We start from the raw sequence: 16,993 nt of genomic DNA, 5'->3' as shown, positions 1-16,993 counted from the left end.
CAAGGGGTGAGGGGGCATCCAGACCGACTTTGCAAACGGACTATTGCAACAGGCTCAGCTCGCTCAGCCCCGCCATGAACTCGCGCTCAGGGAAGCTCTCGGCATCGAAGCCGGTGTCACCCTGCGCCGGGGTCACGCTGAGGGACGCAAAATCGTAGAGCTCACGGTCGAGCAGGTGGCTCGGCGTCACGCGGGTCAGCGAGCGCAGGATGTTGTTGAGCCGCCCCGGATGCTCGCGCTCCCAGCCTTCAAGCATGTCGCCCACGACTTTGCGTTGCAGGTTGGGCTGAGCGCCGCAGAGATTGCACGGAATGACGGGAAACTCGCGGGCCTGCGCGTAGCGGATGATGTCGGCCTCGGCGACGTAGGCGAGCGGGCGAATGACCACGTTGGTGCCGTCGTCGCTCTGCAACTTGGGCGGCATCGCCTTGAGGCGGGCTCCGAAAAACATGTTCATGAACAGGGTTTCCAGAATGTCCTCGCGGTGGTGCCCGAGCGCAATCTTGGTCGCGCCGATCTCGCGGGCGTGCTGGTACAGGATGCCCCGGCGCAGGCGGCTGCACAGGCTACAGGTGGTCTTGCCCTCGGGCGTCTTTTCCTTGACCACGCTGTAGGTGTCCTCGGTCAGAATGTCGTGCCGCACGCCGAGCGCGGTCAGGTAGCGCGGCAGCACGTCCTTGGGAAACCCCGGCTGGCCCTGGTCCAGATTGACCGCCACCACCTCGAAGTCAATCGGCGCCTTCTTTTGCAGGTGCAGCAGCACGTCGAGCAGCGTATAGCTGTCCTTGCCGCCCGACAGGCACACCATCACCCGGTCGCCCTGCTCAATCATCCGGTAATCCCCGATGGCCTGCCCCACCTGCCGCACGATGGGGGCCAGGAGGCGGGCCGGGTCGGGTTGAGCAGTGTTGGAAACAGTCGGGGTCAGGGCTTGGGTCATGGTGGTTTACCTCCGCCGGGCGCGGGAACGGGGCCTATGGTAGCAGGGGACTGGTAACAGGGGACAGGGTGGGAGAAGGGCGCCGCTGCCCCACTCCCCAGCACGGGCGTAGGCCCCGCGTCTCAACCAAAGGTCGGACGCAACCTTCAGATTCGCCGTCTATGCTGTGCAGGTATGTCGCGCTCGTCCCAGGGTCAGCCTCCGGCGCCCACCCCTGTCCCCGCCCCGAACCCGCCCGCGCCGACACCCCCGGCACCGGGGCCAGGGCAGGGCACGCCCCGTAGACGCCCGCCTCCGCAGACAGCGCGGGGCTGCGGGTGCCTGCCCACCCTTATCGGCGTGGTGCTGCTGGCGGGTGGGCTGACCTTCGGCGGCATGTGGCTGATGTGGGGGCGCGACCTGCCCGAAGTCTCGGACCTGGACGTGATCAACTTCAGCGGACAGACGCGGGTCTTTGACCGCCGGGGAGAACTGATCGGGACGCTGACCCCCAGCCTGGCGAGCGGCACCAACGTCAACCGCGAGCTGCTGGGGCCCAAGCAGATCAGCTCCTGGCTGCAAAAAGCCGTGGTGGCGAGTGAGGACCGGCGCTTTTACACCCACAAAGGAGTGGACGTGATCGGGGTCACGCGCGGGCTGCTCAAGGGCCTGCTGCGAAACGACCTGGAAGGCGGCAGCTCCATCACCCAGCAGGTCGTGAAAAACACGCTGCTCTCCGACCTCGGGGGGGCGCGCACCGCCGAGCGCAAGTTCAAGGAAGCGGTGCTGGCGTATCAGGTGGACCGGCGCTTCAACAAAGACCAGATTCTCAATGCCTACCTCAACGTCATCTACTGGGGCGACGGCGGGCCGCAGGACATCATCGGCGCGGGGGCGGCGGCGCGGGCGTATTTCAAGAAAGAACCCTGGGACCTCAACCTCGCCGAGAGCGTGTATCTGGCGACCATCATTCCCGCGCCCAACCGCCGCTACAAAGACTTCATCGCCTACCGCCCGCTGATGAAGTCGGTGCTCTCACGCATGGTAGAAGACGGGCAAATCACCAAGCAGCAGGCCGAGCAGGCGTGGATCACCCCGATTTACCCGGCGGGCTGGCGCCTGGGCTGGAAGACCGACGGCACCCTGCGCAGCGCCGTACTGGAGCGCCCCGAGCGCCTCGCCGAGAACCTGGCGAGCATGACGCCGCAGGGCCAGCAGTACCGTTACCTCTCCTACCTGCAAGAAGTCGAGCGCGAACTTGCGGGCAAGGTCGGCAAGGGCACGCTGTACCGGGGCGGCAAGATTTTCACCGGCATGGACCTGCAAGCCCAGCAGGCCGCCGAGCGGGCGAGTCAGCAGGCGCAATTGCCCGACGGGGCCACGCTGGGGCTGGCGCAGGTCAACCCGCAAAACGGTGAGGTGCTCGCGCTCGTCGGCCAGAAACTCAGCTCGGGGCGCCCGAACGAGTGGAACAATGCCACCCAGAGCCGCCGACAGGTGGGCAGCTCTATCAAGCCGCTGCTCTACACCTTGGCGCTGGAAAAGGGCTGGAAGCAGAGCGACACCGTTCTGGACGCCCCGATTGCCGGCGACTACCAGCCCAAAAACTACTCGGGCACCTGGACCGGCGTGTACGTGTCCATGCGCTACGCCCTCAACCACAGCCTCAACCTGCCCACCGTGCGAATGGCGCAGGAACTCGGCATTCCCACCTTTGAAACCAAACTGCGTGAGCTGGGCCTGACCCCCCCGAGCGACGGCGGTCTGAGCCTGAGCATCGGCACGCTGGAGGCCAGCCCGCTGCAAATGGCGGCGGCCTACGCGCCCTTTGCCAACGGCGGCCTCTACTACGCCCCGAGCGCCGTGCGCCGCATGGAAGACCCCCAGGGCAAGGTGCTCTACAAACGCCCCGACCCGGTGGGCAAGCGGGTGTGGGACAAGCGGGTGGCGTGGCTGGGACTGGACATGATTCGCGGCGTGGTCAACGACCTCAGCGCCTACCAGGGCGGACTGGCGACCCGCGCCCGCATCGACGGCTGGCAGGTGGGCGGCAAGACCGGCACCACCAACGATGTCAAGGACCTGTGGTTCGCGGGCGTGACCCCACTGACAAGCGGCGCGGTGTGGGTCGGCAAGCAGGAAGGTGGCACGCTGCCGAGCTGGGCCTACAGCGGCGAGGTGCCGACCCCGGTATGGCAGGCGGCCACGGCAGGCGCCCTCGCCGGGCGGGAAACGGCCACCTTCATTCCGCCCGGGGGCATCGTCTACCGCACCTATTACCGCCTGAACATGGCCTTCCTGACCGAAAACGCCGACCAGGACCCGGTGCGCCACGACGGCAGCCGCCGCGCCACGAGNMCCGCAACGCCCCCCGCCGTCACCGCGCCCGAGCCGCCGCAGCCCGCGACGACCACGCCAGCGGGCCGCAGCCCAGCACCGCTCCGCAGACGGACCAGACGAACGCTGCCCCGGCAAACATCACCCCGCCGAGCGCTCCCATCCCGAACGTGCCGGCCACGGCGCCCACTGAGCCCGCCGCCCCGACGACCACGCCCTGGGGCGACACGACGAGCGAACCGCCGACGAACGAGCCCCCCGTCAGCGACCCGCTGCCCGACGTGCCCCCGACGACGACTGAGCCGGTGCCCAGCGACTCCGCGCCCACTGAGCCGCCGTCCGGTGACGCCACCTGGGCGCCCATTCCAGGCGCGGCGCCGGATACCACGGCTCCGGATCCCACCGACTCGGCCACGCCTACCGAGCCCACCACCCCGACCCCGCAGGACAGCACCAACCCCTGGCTACCGCCCGAGCTGACGCTGCCGCCGAGGCCATAAGTAAAGCGGAGAGGGTGGAGAGCGATTAACTCTCCACCCTCTCCCGTTTGCTCTTATTGCTCCCCGTACCCGGCGGCCCGCACCGCGTCCCAGTCGCCTACGCCGAGGATAAACGGCGCCTGTTGCAGGTCGGTGGTGACTTCGGGGCCGTCCGGAGCAAGGTACACGTCCACCTCCGAGCGGATGCCGAAGCCCCCCTGACCAGAAGGAGAAGCGGCAGCGGGGTAGGTGCCGGGCTCCACCGTGACGGACAGCCCCGGCGTCAGCGTGCGGGTGTCACGGGTTTCGTAGTCGTCGAGGTTGGCGCCCGCCCCGTGAATCTGCACGCCGAGGTCGTGGCCGGTGCGGTGCAGGAAGTGCGGCGCCCACCTCTCCCCCATCGCGTCGCGCGCCGCGCGGTCGAGTTCCCAGCCCTGCAAGCGCCCGTAGCCCTCGGCGACAAAGCGCGAGCGCAGCAGCTCCAGCGCCGCTTCGCGGGCCGCGCGCACCGCTTGCCAGGCGTCCAGGTATTCGGTGCCCGGCTCACCCGCGAAGCCCACCCAGGTCACGTCGGCAAAGGGGCGGCCCGGCTCCTGCGCCCACAGGTCAATCAGAACACACTCGCCTGGGTGCAGGGTCGCGCTGCGCTGCTCGCTCGGCTCGTAGTGGCTGTCGGCGGCGTTGACCCCGAAACTCACGTTCACGTCGTGCCCGGCCTGCATTCCCGCCGCCCGAATCTGGTCCATGATGAGCTGCTGCACTTCCCATTCGGTCACGCTCTGGCCCGCGCGCAGGCGGTCATGAATCAGGCGGAAGGCGTCGTCTTTGGCCCGCATCAGCAGCGCGGCGGCGCGGCGGTGGGCGGCGAGGTCGTCGGGCGTCCAGACGAGAAAGGCTTGCAGCAAATCGGCGCTGCTCGCCACCTCGGCGGCCCCGGCCCCCCGCACCCGCTCCAGCGTACCCGCGTCCACCCGGCTCACGTAGGGCACGGCTCCGTTCGGGCTGTATTCCATCGCCAACCGTTGCCCCGACACCACCCCGCGCAGCGCCGCGTCGAGTTCGGCGTGCGAGCCGAAGGGCCGCAGCTCGGCGTCCCACTCCTGCGTGATGCGGTTCCAGTTGCCGCCCTCGATGTGGTTGTGCAGCACGACGGCGCGGCCCGCACGCGGCACCCACACGAAAAAGCGCCGGGTCAGAAACACGTCGTCGCCGATGCCCAGCACCCGCCGGGCGTGGGGGTTGAGGCCCTGAAAGTCGTAGACGAGCCAGCCGTCGAGGTCGGTGGCAGCGAGCGCCGCTTGCATGGCAGGAATGGGAGTGGACATGGGAAAAAGGTAGCAGCGGAGATGAGCCGAGGGGGAGTTTGCGCCAAAAAAGTCCCCCTCCACACCGGAAGGGGGACCGTCCACACGCCCAACTTGCGGCCAGCTTCATACGTACTGCGTCCAATTCCCTAAAACCCGGAAAAGCGCCGGGTTTTAGTCCATTTCCCGCAGCACGTATTTTTTGCTACTCGCTCCGCTCTGCTTTGCAGCTTTACAAGTCGGATTTCATCGCTCAAACTGAGCGATTCAACCGCAATTCGTATCAGTCGTGCGCCGCCACCGTGCCGTCCATGCCGGCCCCGGTGTACGCGCGGTACTGCATTTCCTCGAAGTTCCGCTCGTCTTCCGGGCGGCGTTTGCCGAGCAGGGCGCCCAGGGCAGCGAGGGCAAACCCGGCGGGAATGCTGACGATGCCGGGGTTTTCCAGCGGGAAAATCGCCGTGCGCTGCACCGGGTGGCGTCCGGTGGTCTTTTCGGGCGGGTCCACGCTCATGATGTTGGGGCTCAGCGCAATCAGGACCAGGGTCACGGCGAGGCCGCCGACGATGCCCCACACCGCGCCGTTGGCGTTGAAGCCGCGCCAGAACAGGGTGTAGAGAATCACCGGCAGGTTGGCGCTGGCAGCGATGGCGAAGGCGAGCGCGACCAGAAAGGCCACGTTCTGGTCCTTGGCGAGCAGCCCCAGCACGATGGAGAGCAGACCCACGGCGACCGTCGCCATGCGGGCGACCTTGAACTGCTCCTGCTCATTGGCTTTGCCGCCTTTCATCACGCCGTTGTAGATGTCGTGGGTAAACGACGTGCTGGCGCTGATGGTCAGGCCCGCGACCACCGCGAGGATGGTGGCGAAGGCCACAGCGGTGACAAAGGCGAGGCCGAACTCGCCGCCGAGCGTCCCGGCTCCCCCGCCGAGCGCCTGAGCGAGCAGTGGCGCGGCCATGTTGCCCGCCGGGTTGGCGGCCACGATGGTGTCCTTGCCGACCAGCACGTTGGCGGCGTTGCCCATCAGGGCGGTCATGATGTAAAAGGCGCCGATCAGGCCCATCGCCACGACCACGCTCTTGCGGGCGTCTTGCGCGGTGGGCACGGTGAAAAAGCGCACCAGGATGTGCGGCAGCCCGGCGGTGCCCAGCACCAGCGCGAGGCACAGCGAAATCAGGTCGAGGGGGTTTTTGTACTTCAGGCCCGGTTCCAGAAAGGCGGCCCCGTTCTTGTCGGTGGCGGCCCCGAGCAGGTCGCTGAACGAGAAGCCGAAGCGGGCGAGAATGAGCACGCTCATCACGATGGTGGCGAACATCAGCAGCATCGCCTTGATGATCTGCACCCACGTCGTCGCCAGCATCCCGCCGACCACCACGTACACGATCATCAACAGGCCGACGAGCGGAATAGCAAGTGTAGGCTTGAGCAGCCCGCCCGAGAGCAGCGAGATGAGCGACCCGGCGCCGACCACCTGCGCGATCATGTAGAAAGTGGACACGGTGATGGTGGAAAACGCCGCGTAGAAGCGCACCCGCTGGTCTTTGAGGCGGTACACCAGCATGTCGGCGAGGGTGTATTTGCCGAGGTTCCTGAGCGGCTCGGCCACGATGAACAGCACCGTCAGGTAGGCGATAAACCAGCCCACCGAGTACATGAAGCCGTCGTAGCCGTTCAGGGCGATGAGGCCGGTAATCCCCAGAAAACTCGCCGCCGACATATAGTCCCCGGCAATCGCGATGCCGTTCTGGGTGGCGCTGATTTTGCCGCCCGCCACATAGAAGTCTCCGGCAGAGGTGTTGCGCGACGACGCCCAGAAGGTGACGCCCAGGGTAATGAGCACGATCAGGGCCGCAAGCAGAAAGGTCATGCCCCGCCCCCCGGCACCTGGGCTTCCAGCGCCAGCCGGTCAAACGTCCGCGCCTTACGCACGTAAATCGCGGCCATTACCCAGCCCATGAGGAATTCGAGGAAGGCCAGCACGTAGCCGAAGGTGACGTTGCCGAACACCTTGGTCGCCATCAGCGGTTTGTTGTACCCGGCGAGCAGCGGCAGCAGGAAGTACAGCACCAGAAACGTCAGCGTCATGGCGACTGTGAAACTGTTGCGCTGGCGCACGAGTTCGCGGTACGCCGCAGGGCGCGCGGGGGGAACGTGGGTCGTCGGGGCAACCGTCATGAGAGTCCTCCTGGGAAAAAAAGAAGAGGCGGACAGGCGGCCAAAGCCCCGCGCGCCCGGCGGCGAAATTGTGTGGACTTCCTTAGATTAGATTTCTCTTTACACAAATTCAATGGACCGGGTGTAAGAACTTCGTTCCCGCTTCCGGAACAGCGGGTCGGCTATGCTGCGGCTGACTCCGGGCTCCCCGGTGCTCTGGCCTTCGCTCATTCAAAGGACTTCCTTTCTTGCGCTTCTGACCCAGTCTTGACGGTTGATGCCGCCTGCCGCCTCTTGCGGGCAGCGGGCCTGACTTTGCTGGGAGAAAACATGTTGCGTGCCAGAGAGGTTGCCCGGAGATACGGCGACCAGACGATTTTTGCAGGAGTGACGCTCGACCTCGCGGCGGGCGAACGCCTCGCCCTGATTGGAGAAAACGGAAGCGGCAAAAGTACGCTGCTGCGCGTGCTGGCGGGCCTCGACGCGCCCGACGCGGGCCATGTGACGCGCACGGGCCGCGTGAGCCTGCTGACCCAACACACCGACCTCGGCGCGGGCCATGTGCTGAATGCCGTGACCCCGCCCGAGTTGCGCGGGGCGCGGACTGCTTTTGAACAGGCGACGGAGCGGCTCTCTGAGGGCAGCGACGCCGCCCTGACTGCCTTTGCCGACGCCGAGGAGCGCTACCGCCTCGCCGGGGGCTACGACTTCGGGGCGCGGGCAAACGGCGTGCTCGCCGGACTGCACCTCGACGCCGGGGCCGACGCCGGGCAGCTTTCCGGCGGGCAGTTGCGGCGGGTGATGCTCGCCCGGCTGCTGCTCTCTCCCGCCGACCTGTACCTGCTCGACGAGCCCACCAACCACCTCGACGCGGACGGCGCCGCGTGGCTGGAAGGCTGGATTCTGGCGGCGGCGGCGGCTGGGGCGGCGTTCATCCTCGCCAGCCATGACCGCGCTTTTCTGGACGCGGTCGCGACCCACACGGCGGAACTCGAACGCGGCGCCCTGACGGTCTATCCCGGCAACTACAGCGCGGCGATGGAACTCAAGGCGACCCTAAGAGAAGCGCAGCAGCGCGACTACGCGGCGTACAAGCGCAAACGGGCGGCGCTGGAACAGGAAAAAAGCCGTTTGAAGTCCGCCGGACGCAGCGCCGACAAGTTCAGCCACCAACGCGCCGGCAACGTTCCGCTGCTGACCGCCAAGAATAAGGCTCAAGACGTTGCCAATACACTGGCCGGGCGAGCGCGGAGTATGGAACGGCAACTCGAACGGCTGGACGCCGGGGCGGTCGCCAAACCTTTCGACGACCGCCGCGTCCTCACCCTTGACCTCCCCCCGCTACCGCCCGGCCCGCAGGAGGTGCTGACGGTGCGTGACCTCGGTGTAACCCGCGAGGGACAGGAGGTGCTGAGCAGTGTCAATCTGCACGTCCGGCGCGGTGACAGAGTCGCCCTGACCGGCCCCAACGGCGGCGGCAAAAGCACATTGCTCAGGGCCGTGCTGAGCGAGTTGCCCCACACCGGCACCGTGACCTGGGGCGCCGGCCTGACCCGCTCCGTGGCCGGGCAACACGGCGAGGAACTGCGCGGGCTGGGCACGGTGGGGGGCGCCCTGCTGGACGCCAACCCGGCGCTCACGCCACACCAACTGCACGAAATCGCCGCACAGGTGGGCTTGCCCGGCCCGCTGGCCGCCCTCGCCACGCTCTCGGGCGGGCAGCGCACCCGGCTGAGCCTCGCCCGCCTGAGCGTGACGCGGGCGCAGGTCCTGCTGCTCGACGAGCCGACCAACCACCTCGACCTGCCGATGATTGAGGCGCTCGAAGCCCTGCTGCTCGCGTTTCCCGGCACGGTGCTGCTCGCCTCGCATGACCGCCGCCTGCTGGAACGGACCGCGACCCGCGTGTGGGCGGTGGGCGGGGGTGGGGTGACCGAGCAAGAATGACGGCTGGAGCATTTGACAGAAAAAGACACCCTCACCCCTTGCTTCGCAAGGCCCTCTCCCATCAAGGTAGAGGGTCAAAAATGCAAAACATTCTTGTGTCAAATGCTCTAAGCACGCCACAGCGTCGGCTGGCCTCCTATTTGTCACCGGCCCCAGCCGCTAGCCTGATCCCATGAGGGCACAACGGTGAAGACGGCGGACCTGTGGCAACTCGCCTGGCGCGGGCTGACCCGGCGCCGGGTGCGGACGGCGCTGACCACGCTCGGCATCACGGTGGCGGTGGCGAGCATGGTGGTCTTTCTCTCGCTCGGCGAGGGCATCCGCAAGGTGTTCGCCGAGCAGCTCAGCGGCATCGGGCCGGATATTCAGGTGAGCCTGACGGGGCTGACGCAGGGCATGTCGCTCACGCCCAACGTGCCGCAGAGCCTGACCGGCGACCTGGAAAAACTCGCGCCCGAACTCGGCATCAAGACCGTGACCCCGGTGATGATGACGGTGCGCGGCGGCTTTGACCCGTCGCAGAGCGTGATTCTGTACAGCCTGCCACCCGCACAGGGCATCGGCGCGGTGTTTCCGACGGTGCAGGGCGCGCAGGGGCGGCTGCTGCGGCCCGGCGACGAGCAGGCGAACGTGGCGGTCGTCGGGGCCAAGGCGTCTCAGAACCTGCACCTGGGCCTGGGCAGCACCCTCAACCTCAACCGCCGCGCCAGTGTGAAGGTGGTGGGCGTGCTCAAGGGCGACACGGGGCTGGCCGACAACATGATTTTTCTGCCGCTGGAGGTGCAGCAAAAGGCCGAGGGCGTGCCGGGCCGGGTATCCATGATTGCCGTGAAGCTCAAGGACCCTACGCAGGCGAAGGCCACCGCCAAAGTCATCGCCGAGCGGCTGAACGTGGAGGCGCAGACCCAGGCCGATTTCCTGAGCTTCATGGAAAAGACCATGCGAATCAGCGACGCGGTGCGCTTCGGTATCTCGCTGATTGCCCTCATCGTGGGCGGGCTGGCGGTCGCCAACACCGTGATGATGGGCGTTTTCGAGCGCACCCGCGAGTTCGGCACCCTGCGGGCCCTCGGGGCGCGGCCCAGTTTCGTGCGCTCGCTGGTGCTCACCGAGTCGCTGCTGCTCTCGCTGCTCGGCGGGGTGGGGGGCGTGCTGCTGGGGCTGCTCGGCATTGCCGCCGTGAACGCCTACACCCAGCAACTCGCCGACATCAGTGCCGCCGCGCTCACGCCCCGGCTCACGCTGCTCGCGCTCGCCATCAGCCTGCTGCTGGGGCTGCTCTCGGGCCTGCTGCCGGCCCGCAATGCCGGGCGCATCGCCATCACCGACGCCCTGGGGCGCGTATGACCGGCGCGGGCGACCTGCAACTTCAGACGGTGGACCTCAGCCGCATCTATCCCAGCGGTGAGGGACAGGTGGTGGCCCTGCGGCCCTTTACCCACACCTTCCCGGCGGGGCTGACGGCGGTGGTGGGGCCGTCGGGCAGCGGCAAAAGCACCCTGCTTAATTTGCTGGCGGGCTTCGACCAGCCCTCGAGCGGGCACGTGCAGGTGGGCGACACGGTGCTCACCACGCTCAGCGAGGCGCAGCGGGCCGACTTCCGGCTGGCGAACTACGGCTTCGTGTTTCAGAACCACAACCTCGTCAGCATCCTGACCGCGCAGGAAAACGTGGAGTTTCCGCTGACGCTGAGCGGCGTGCCTCCCCGCGAACGCCGCGACCGGGCGCGGGCGCTGCTGGCGCAGGTGGGGCTGGAACAACGTGCCGGGCACCTGCCGCACCAGCTCTCGGGCGGCGAGGCGCAGCGGGTGTCGCTCGCCCGCGCTCTGGTACGCGACCCCGCCATCGTGCTCGCCGACGAGCCCACCGGCAACCTCGACAGCCACAGCGGTCAGCGCGTGCTGGAGCTGCTCACTGCCCCCGCCCGTCCGGGCCGCACGGTGGTCCTCATCACCCACGACCGCGACATCGCCGCGCTGGCCGAACACCGGCTGGAAGTCCACGACGGCGAGGTGACGGTGCTCAGCTAGGTTCAGAATAAAAAGCAGCCCCGGCAGCCCGTCTGACCGGGGCTTTTTCTGTTCACTTCATCGCCCGCCCCGTCCCCGGAATCCCGCGCAGCACGCTGAGAATAAGCACGGTGCCGAGAATAGACAGCACCGCGCCCAGCACGAACGCCGCGCCGGGAAAGCCCGCGCCCTGGCCGGCAGCGAACACGCTCGTCGCCAGCAGCGGCCCGAAGACGCCCACCAAGCTGTTGAGGCTGGTGATTGCCCCCATCACGCGGCCCTGCTCCTGCTCGCCGACCTGGCGCGAAATCAGGCCCTGCATGGCGGGCTGCGCGAGCCCTCCCAGCGCCCCCACCACCAGCGACAGATACAGCACCGGCGCGCTGCGGGCCACGCTCAGCACCACGAATTCCAGGGTGGAGGCCACCAGCCCGGTCATGATGGTGCGCCGTTCGCCGAAGCGGGCGATGAAGGGCGAAATCAGCCCCGCCTGCACGCCCGCCGTCAGCAGGCCGTACACCGCGAAGGCAATCCCGTTTTGCAGCGGCGACCAGCGCAGCACGCCCTCGGTGTACAGCACCCAGGTGCTCACGATGACCTGCCCGGCGAGGCCCAGCAGCACGAAGGTCAGGGTCAGCCCCCGCAGCAGCGGGTATTCGGTCAGTGCGCGCAGCGGCGTAAACGGATTGAGGGTGCCGCCGCCCGCCGCGCCGCGTTTTTCCGGCGGCAACGACTCGGGCAGCACCAGCAGGCCGTACAGAAAGTTCAAGGCGGTCAGCCCAGCGGCAAACAGGAACGGCGCCCGCAGCCCATGTTCGCCCAGCCAGCCGCCCAACATCGGCCCCAGGATGAACCCCACACCCCAGGTGGCGCCCAGCCGCCCGAAGTTCTTGGCGCGGTCCTCGGGAGCCGTCACGTCGGCGATGTAGGCGTTGGCGACGGTCAGGCTGGCGCCGGTAACTCCGGCAATGAGCCGCCCGACCAGCAACCACCACAGGTTGGGCGAGAAAAACAGCAGCAGGTAATCGAGCACCATCCCCGCCAGCGAGAGCAGCAGCACCGGGCGGCGCCCGAAGCGGTCCGAGAGCGTGCCCAGAATCGGCGCGAAGATGAACTGCATCGCCGCGTAAGCCGCCGTCAGCACGCCGATAAAGCGCGCTCCGCCGGCCTCGGACCCCGCCAGTTCCTTGACCAGCCCCGGCAGCACCGGAATGATGAGGCCGATGCCCATCACGTCAATCAGGGCGGTCAGCAAAATGAAGAGCAGGGCAGGCGGGCGACGCGGCATCTGGCCCACTGTAGTGGAGCGGCGCTCAGCGCGCAGGCTCAGGTGGGTTGTTCGCCCTGCGCTTTCTCGGTGTCCTCGGCAGTCGGGCGCTTGAAGCCGTCGCCTGCGCCGGGGTCGTGGTAGGCGCGCACGTCGGCGGGAATCTGCGACACGTCGTCCACCAGCTTGAACAGCTTCAGGTCGTCGGCGGCAATGGCCCCGTTCTCGACCAGCGAGGTTCGGAACCACTCCACCAGCCCGCGCCAGTGCGCCTCACCGACGAAATAGATGGGCACCGGGCGCATCTTGCGGGTCTGCACCAGCGTCAGAATCTCCATCATCTCGTCGAGGGTGCCGAAGCCGCCGGGAAAGGCGACAAAGGCGTGGGCGTAGCGAGCCAGCATCACCTTGCGGGCGTGGAAATACTCGAACTCCAGCGAGAGCGTCTGGTACGGGTTGTGCCGTTGCTCGTGCGGCAAGACGATATTGAGGCCCACGCTGACGCCGCCCGCTTCGTAGGCGCCCTGGTTCGCCGCCTGCATGATGCCGGGGCCGCCGCCCGTGACCACGCCGAAGCCCGCCCCCACCAGTTCGCGTCCCAGGGTCTGCGCCAGGCCGTAGTAACGGTCGGTGAGCGCAGTGCGGGCGCTGCCGTACACCGTGACGAGCGGCACGCTGAGATGCGCCATGCGGTCAAACCCGATGGAAAACTCGCCCAGGATGCGGAACATCCGCCAGGCGTCTTCGGTCATGTGCTCGAGCTGGTAGTGCGGGATGCCGTTGTCCATGCCGCAGGGTGCGCTCCGGGGCGCGGGGACGCAAGGGGGCACGCGGCGCTAGCCTGGGGGCATGACCGGCCTCTGCGACTCGCACCTGCACACGCCCCTTTGCGGTCACGCGACCGGCACGCCGCGCGAGTACGCGCAGGCCGCGCTGGACGCCGGGCTGAGCGGTCTGTGCTTCACCGACCACATGCCGATGCCGCGCTGGTACGACGCGCCGTGGCGGATGAAGTTGGAGCAGTTGCCCGAATACATCGCCGAGATTCAGGCCGTGCAGCAGGAATTTGCCGGGCGGCTCGACGTTCGGCTGGGACTGGAAGCCGACTTTCACCCCGGCACCGAGAAGTTCGTGGAAAAGGTGCTGGGAATGTTTGATTGGGATTACGTCATCGGCAGCGTCCACTACCTCGGCGCCTGGGGCTTCGACAATCCCGAGTTCGTGGCCGAGTACGAGGAGCGCGACCTGGGCGGGCTGTACCGCGACTACTACGCGCTGGTGGAGGGCGCGGCCCGCTCAGGGCTGTTCGACGCTATCGGGCACCTCGACCTGCCTAAGAAGTTCGGGCACCTCGACCCCGACCCGGTGTACGCCCTGCACGCGCTCGACGTGGTGGCCGGGCAGGGGTTGGCGCTGGACTTCAACACGGCGGGCTGGCGCAAGCCGGTCGCGGAGGCGTATCCGGCCCCCGACCTCGTGCGGGCGGCGGCGGAGCGCGGCATCCCCTTCGTCCTCGGCAGCGACGCCCACCAACCGGGCGAAGTCGGCTTCCGTTTTGCCGACGCGGTGAAGGAGATTCGGGACGTGGGGGGCCGAACCGTGACGTTTCGCCACCGTAAAATGCAGCCATGACCGGCCCCGCCTTCAAAGCGATGAGCGTGGAAGAATACTTGCGCTCAGAGGAAAACAGTCCGGTCAAGCACGAGTACGTGGCCGGGTTCATCTACCCGCTGCACGCCCAGGCGGGGGTCAGCCGCACTCATTCGGCCATTTCGGTCAATATCGTGGCGACGTTGCACCCACACGCCCGAAAACAGGGCTGCCGGCTGCATCTGGCCGACATGCGCCTGCGGATCGAGGAGCGCAACACGTTTTATTACCCCGACGTGATGCTCGTCTGCGACACCGATACAGGCAGCGACCTGGCTGAAACGGCGCCGTGCCTGCTGGTGGAAATCCTCTCGCCGTCCACCGCGCAGATTGACCGGGTGGGCAAATGGGCGATGTACACGGCCTTGCCGAGCCTGCAAAGCTACCTCATCGTTCATCAGGACGAGCGGCGGGTGGTGGAGTACCGCCGTGAAGGAACCGAATGGCAGATGCGCGAAGTCGTGCAGGACGGCGAACTATGGATTGATTGCCTGGAGATGAGCCTGAGTCTGGAGGACATCTTCGGCGGCGTGCTGTGAATCATTCCCGCGAAAGTTACGACCGCCTCGCCCGCGAACTCGGCGGCTACCGGCACCCCTGGGCGCGGGTGCTGAGCGGCCCCGACCCGGAACTCACCTTCGACCTGTGGCTGAGCCGCCTGCTCACGCCGCAGACGCGGGTGCTGGAAGCGGGCTGCGGGCACGGTCCCGATGCCGCCCGTTTCGGCCCGCAGGCGGCGCGCTGGGCGGCCTACGACTTCTCGCCGGAGTTGCTGAAACTGGCCCGCGCCAACGCCCCGCACGCCGATGTATACGAGTGGAACGGCAAGGGCGAGCTTCCTGCTGGGCTAGGCGCTCCCTTCGGCCTGATCGTCTCGCGGCGAGGGCCGACCTCAGTGATTTTGCGCCTGCCCGAACTTGCTGCGCCGGACGCGCATTTTTTATACGTCGGGCCGCGCCTGAACGTGCCAGAAGTGCCCGAGCGTCTGGCGGCGGTGGGCTGGGACATCGTGGCCGAAGACCATGTGTCGGTGCTGGCCCACGCGCCGACCTGGGAGGACTGGCAGATGCGCGGCGAATTTATGGGAAAACTGGCGCGGCGGGCTGACTGGGACGCGGAAGCGACGGTACGGGGGATGCCCTACCGCGAGGAGCGGCACCTTGTCCTGGCGCGTCAACTGGGTGTGGCGCGTAAGCTGGGCGCATGACCCTGCCGCCCGACGCGCCTTCCCGTCACCGCCTCGTGCACGCGCTGGAACGCACCGCCGACCTGCTCGACATCCTGGGCGGCGAGGACTTCAAGTCGAGGGCCTACCGCAGCGCCGCCCGCAGCCTGGAAGAACTGAACGAAGAAACGCCCGAGCTGCTGGCGCGCGAGTTCACCGGGATTCCCAAAGTCGGCAAGGGTATCGCCGCCGAGCTGAGCGATTTTGCCCGCTCGGGCACCTTCGCCCCGCTCGAAGCCGCCGCTGGGCAGTTGCCGCCGGGCCTGCTCGACCTGCTCGGCGTGCGCGGGCTGGGGCCGAAGAAGATTCGCTCTCTCTGGCTGGCAGGCATCGACTCGCTGGAGCGGCTGCGCGAGGCCGCCGAAAGTGGCGAACTGGCCGGTCTCAAGGGCTTCGGGGCCAAAAGTGCGGCGACCATTCTGGAAAACGTCGTCTTTCTCTTCGAGGCCCGGCAGCGGCAATCCCTGCGGGCGGGGCTGGCGGTCGCCGAGGAACTCGCCGGGGCGCTGACCGACCTCTCCCCTGCCCCCGCGGGCGACGTGCGGCGCGGCCTGGAAACGGTGCGCGCCGCCGAACTGACGGTAACGGGCACGCCGGACGACGTGCTGGCGCGGCTGCCGGAGCTGACCGTGCAGGGAGATGGGGTGCTGAGCGGCGACTATGAGGGCGTCCCTGTCGAAATCGCCTGTGCGCCTGCCGAAGCGCGGGGCGCCCTCGACCTGCTGCGGAGCGGCGAGCACTTCGCGGGTCAGGTGCAGGCCGCAGCGCAGGCGCGGGGCTTTACCCTCACGGCGGGCGGCCTGTCACGCGGCGACGAGGTTCTGCCGACCCCCACCGAGGCGGTCGTGTTCCATGCGCTCGACCTCCCTTTCCGCCCCGCCGAGTACCGCGAGCCTGAGCACGACGACCTCTGGCAAACGCTCCCCGACCCCGCCGAACTGGTGACGGTGGGCGACCTGCGCGGCATGATTCATACCCACTCCACCTGGTCCGACGGCGGCGCGAGCATCCGCGAGATGGCCGAGGCGACGCTCACCCTGGGCCACGAGTTCCTGGGAACGGCGGACCACTCCCGAGCTGCTTATTACGCCAACGGGCTGACCATCGAGCGGCTGCGCGAGCAACTCAAGGAAATCCGCGAGTTGCAGCGCGCTGGGCTGCCCATCGTGGCGGGCAGCGAGGTGGACATTCTCGACGACGGCTCGCTCGACTTTCCCGACGACGTGCTCGGCGAACTCGACTACGTGGTGGTCAGCGTCCACAGCAACTTCACGCTCGACGCGGCGCGGCAGACCGAGCGCCTGATCCGGGCGGTGTCGCACCCACTGGTCACGGTGCTGGGCCACGCCACCGGGCGCCTGCTGCTGCGCCGGCCCGGTTACGCGCTGGATTTGGACGCGGTGCTGGGGGCGTGTGAGGCGAACGGCACCGTCGTCGAAATCAACGCCAACGCCGCCCGCCTCGATCTCGACTGGCGTGAGGCGCTGCGCTGGCGGGAGCGGCTGAAGTTCGCCATCAACACCGACGCCCACGTGCCCGGCGGCCTGCGTGACGCCCGCTACGGGGTCATGCAGGCACGCAAGGCGGGACTGACCCCCGCGCACGTCGTCAACTCGCTGGGGCGCGCGGAGTTTCTGGACTTTGTGGCGCGGCAGCGAGCGGCGCGGGGAGCACCCGGCCCGGCGGACCGTGCATAATG

The 16,993-nt window shown here is 67.8% G+C and carries 14 protein-coding genes; 8 read left to right on the top strand and 6 right to left on the bottom strand.

The features are described 5' to 3' along the window. Positions 1 to 40 precede the first annotated feature (40 nt). Entirely contained in the window at positions 41 to 940 is a 900-nt protein-coding gene (gene ttcA / locus DR_RS02475) for a tRNA 2-thiocytidine(32) synthetase TtcA (protein WP_010887125.1), read from the bottom strand. Positions 941 to 1,279: 339 nt separating this feature from the next. On the opposite strand from ttcA, the gene DR_RS02470 reads away from it, so the two are divergent. After that, the gene (locus tag DR_RS02470) at positions 1,280 to 3,736 is read left to right on the top strand and encodes a transglycosylase domain-containing protein (RefSeq protein WP_234944668.1); all 2,457 of its coding nucleotides are present in this window, start codon (positions 1,280 to 1,282) and stop codon (positions 3,734 to 3,736) included. Positions 3,737 to 3,809: 73 nt separating this feature from the next. Here DR_RS02470 and DR_RS02465 read toward each other — a convergent pair whose 3' ends face one another. The 3 genes from DR_RS02465 to DR_RS02455 all read right to left on the bottom strand — a co-directional run bounded on the left by DR_RS02465 (position 3,810) and on the right by DR_RS02455 (position 7,217). Continuing rightward, positions 3,810 to 5,060, bottom strand: a complete 1,251-nt coding sequence (locus tag DR_RS02465) for a M24 family metallopeptidase (protein ID WP_027479553.1) — start codon at positions 5,058 to 5,060, stop codon at positions 3,810 to 3,812. A gap of 262 nt (positions 5,061 to 5,322) precedes the next feature. After that, positions 5,323 to 6,909, bottom strand: a complete 1,587-nt coding sequence (locus DR_RS02460; RefSeq protein ID WP_010887122.1) for a solute symporter family protein — start codon at positions 6,907 to 6,909, stop codon at positions 5,323 to 5,325. Continuing rightward, the gene (locus tag DR_RS02455; protein WP_010887121.1) at positions 6,906 to 7,217 is read right to left on the bottom strand and encodes a DUF485 domain-containing protein; all 312 of its coding nucleotides are present in this window, start codon (positions 7,215 to 7,217) and stop codon (positions 6,906 to 6,908) included. The genes DR_RS02460 and DR_RS02455 overlap by 4 nt, the downstream gene beginning before the upstream one ends. Before the next feature lie 309 nt (positions 7,218 to 7,526). Here DR_RS02455 and DR_RS02450 point away from each other — a divergent pair, with 309 nt between their 5' ends. The 3 genes from DR_RS02450 to DR_RS02440 all read left to right on the top strand — a co-directional run bounded on the left by DR_RS02450 (position 7,527) and on the right by DR_RS02440 (position 11,173). Continuing rightward, positions 7,527 to 9,143, top strand: coding sequence for an ABC-F family ATP-binding cassette domain-containing protein (locus DR_RS02450; RefSeq protein WP_034349485.1), 1,617 nt, complete (start codon positions 7,527 to 7,529; stop codon positions 9,141 to 9,143). Between the two features lie 186 nt (positions 9,144 to 9,329). Further along, positions 9,330 to 10,490 (top strand): ABC transporter permease, encoded by a 1,161-nt coding sequence (locus DR_RS02445; RefSeq protein ID WP_010887119.1) that lies wholly within the window; start codon positions 9,330 to 9,332, stop codon positions 10,488 to 10,490. Further along, complete coding sequence (locus DR_RS02440) at positions 10,487 to 11,173, top strand: ABC transporter ATP-binding protein (protein ID WP_010887118.1); 687 nt, start codon at positions 10,487 to 10,489, stop codon at positions 11,171 to 11,173. Before DR_RS02445 ends, DR_RS02440 begins: the two co-directional genes overlap by 4 nt. Positions 11,174 to 11,225: 52 nt before the next feature. Here DR_RS02440 and DR_RS02435 read toward each other — a convergent pair whose 3' ends face one another. Both DR_RS02435 and DR_RS02430 read right to left on the bottom strand, forming a co-directional pair. Then, positions 11,226 to 12,440: a TCR/Tet family MFS transporter gene (locus DR_RS02435; RefSeq protein WP_034349486.1), complete on the bottom strand. Its 1,215-nt coding sequence runs from the start codon at positions 12,438 to 12,440 to the stop codon at positions 11,226 to 11,228. Positions 12,441 to 12,478: 38 nt separating this feature from the next. Further along, positions 12,479 to 13,207: a TIGR00730 family Rossman fold protein gene (locus DR_RS02430; protein ID WP_034349488.1), complete on the bottom strand. Its 729-nt coding sequence runs from the start codon at positions 13,205 to 13,207 to the stop codon at positions 12,479 to 12,481. A 61-nt stretch (positions 13,208 to 13,268) separates the two neighbouring features. Here DR_RS02430 and DR_RS02425 point away from each other — a divergent pair, with 61 nt between their 5' ends. From DR_RS02425 to DR_RS02410, 4 genes are read left to right on the top strand one after another with little or no spacing between them, the layout of a single operon-like run. After that, the gene (locus tag DR_RS02425; RefSeq protein WP_010887115.1) at positions 13,269 to 14,051 is read left to right on the top strand and encodes a histidinol-phosphatase; all 783 of its coding nucleotides are present in this window, start codon (positions 13,269 to 13,271) and stop codon (positions 14,049 to 14,051) included. After that, positions 14,048 to 14,608 (top strand): Uma2 family endonuclease, encoded by a 561-nt coding sequence (locus DR_RS02420; protein ID WP_010887114.1) that lies wholly within the window; start codon positions 14,048 to 14,050, stop codon positions 14,606 to 14,608. The genes DR_RS02425 and DR_RS02420 overlap by 4 nt, the downstream gene beginning before the upstream one ends. Next, positions 14,605 to 15,276, top strand: coding sequence for a class I SAM-dependent methyltransferase (locus DR_RS02415; RefSeq protein ID WP_010887113.1), 672 nt, complete (start codon positions 14,605 to 14,607; stop codon positions 15,274 to 15,276). The genes DR_RS02420 and DR_RS02415 overlap by 4 nt, the downstream gene beginning before the upstream one ends. Next, a complete protein-coding gene (locus tag DR_RS02410; protein ID WP_010887112.1) occupies positions 15,273 to 16,991 on the top strand; it encodes a DNA polymerase/3'-5' exonuclease PolX in 1,719 nt (572 codons plus the stop codon). The genes DR_RS02415 and DR_RS02410 overlap by 4 nt, the downstream gene beginning before the upstream one ends. The last annotated feature ends 2 nt before the right edge of the window (positions 16,992 to 16,993 follow it).

The sequence above is a fragment of the Deinococcus radiodurans R1 = ATCC 13939 = DSM 20539 genome (assembly GCF_000008565.1).
In the GTDB taxonomy this organism is placed as follows: domain Bacteria; phylum Deinococcota; class Deinococci; order Deinococcales; family Deinococcaceae; genus Deinococcus; species Deinococcus radiodurans.
The sequence above is the reverse complement of the archived record's forward strand: the minus strand, read 5'-3'. Positions and strand labels throughout refer to the sequence as shown.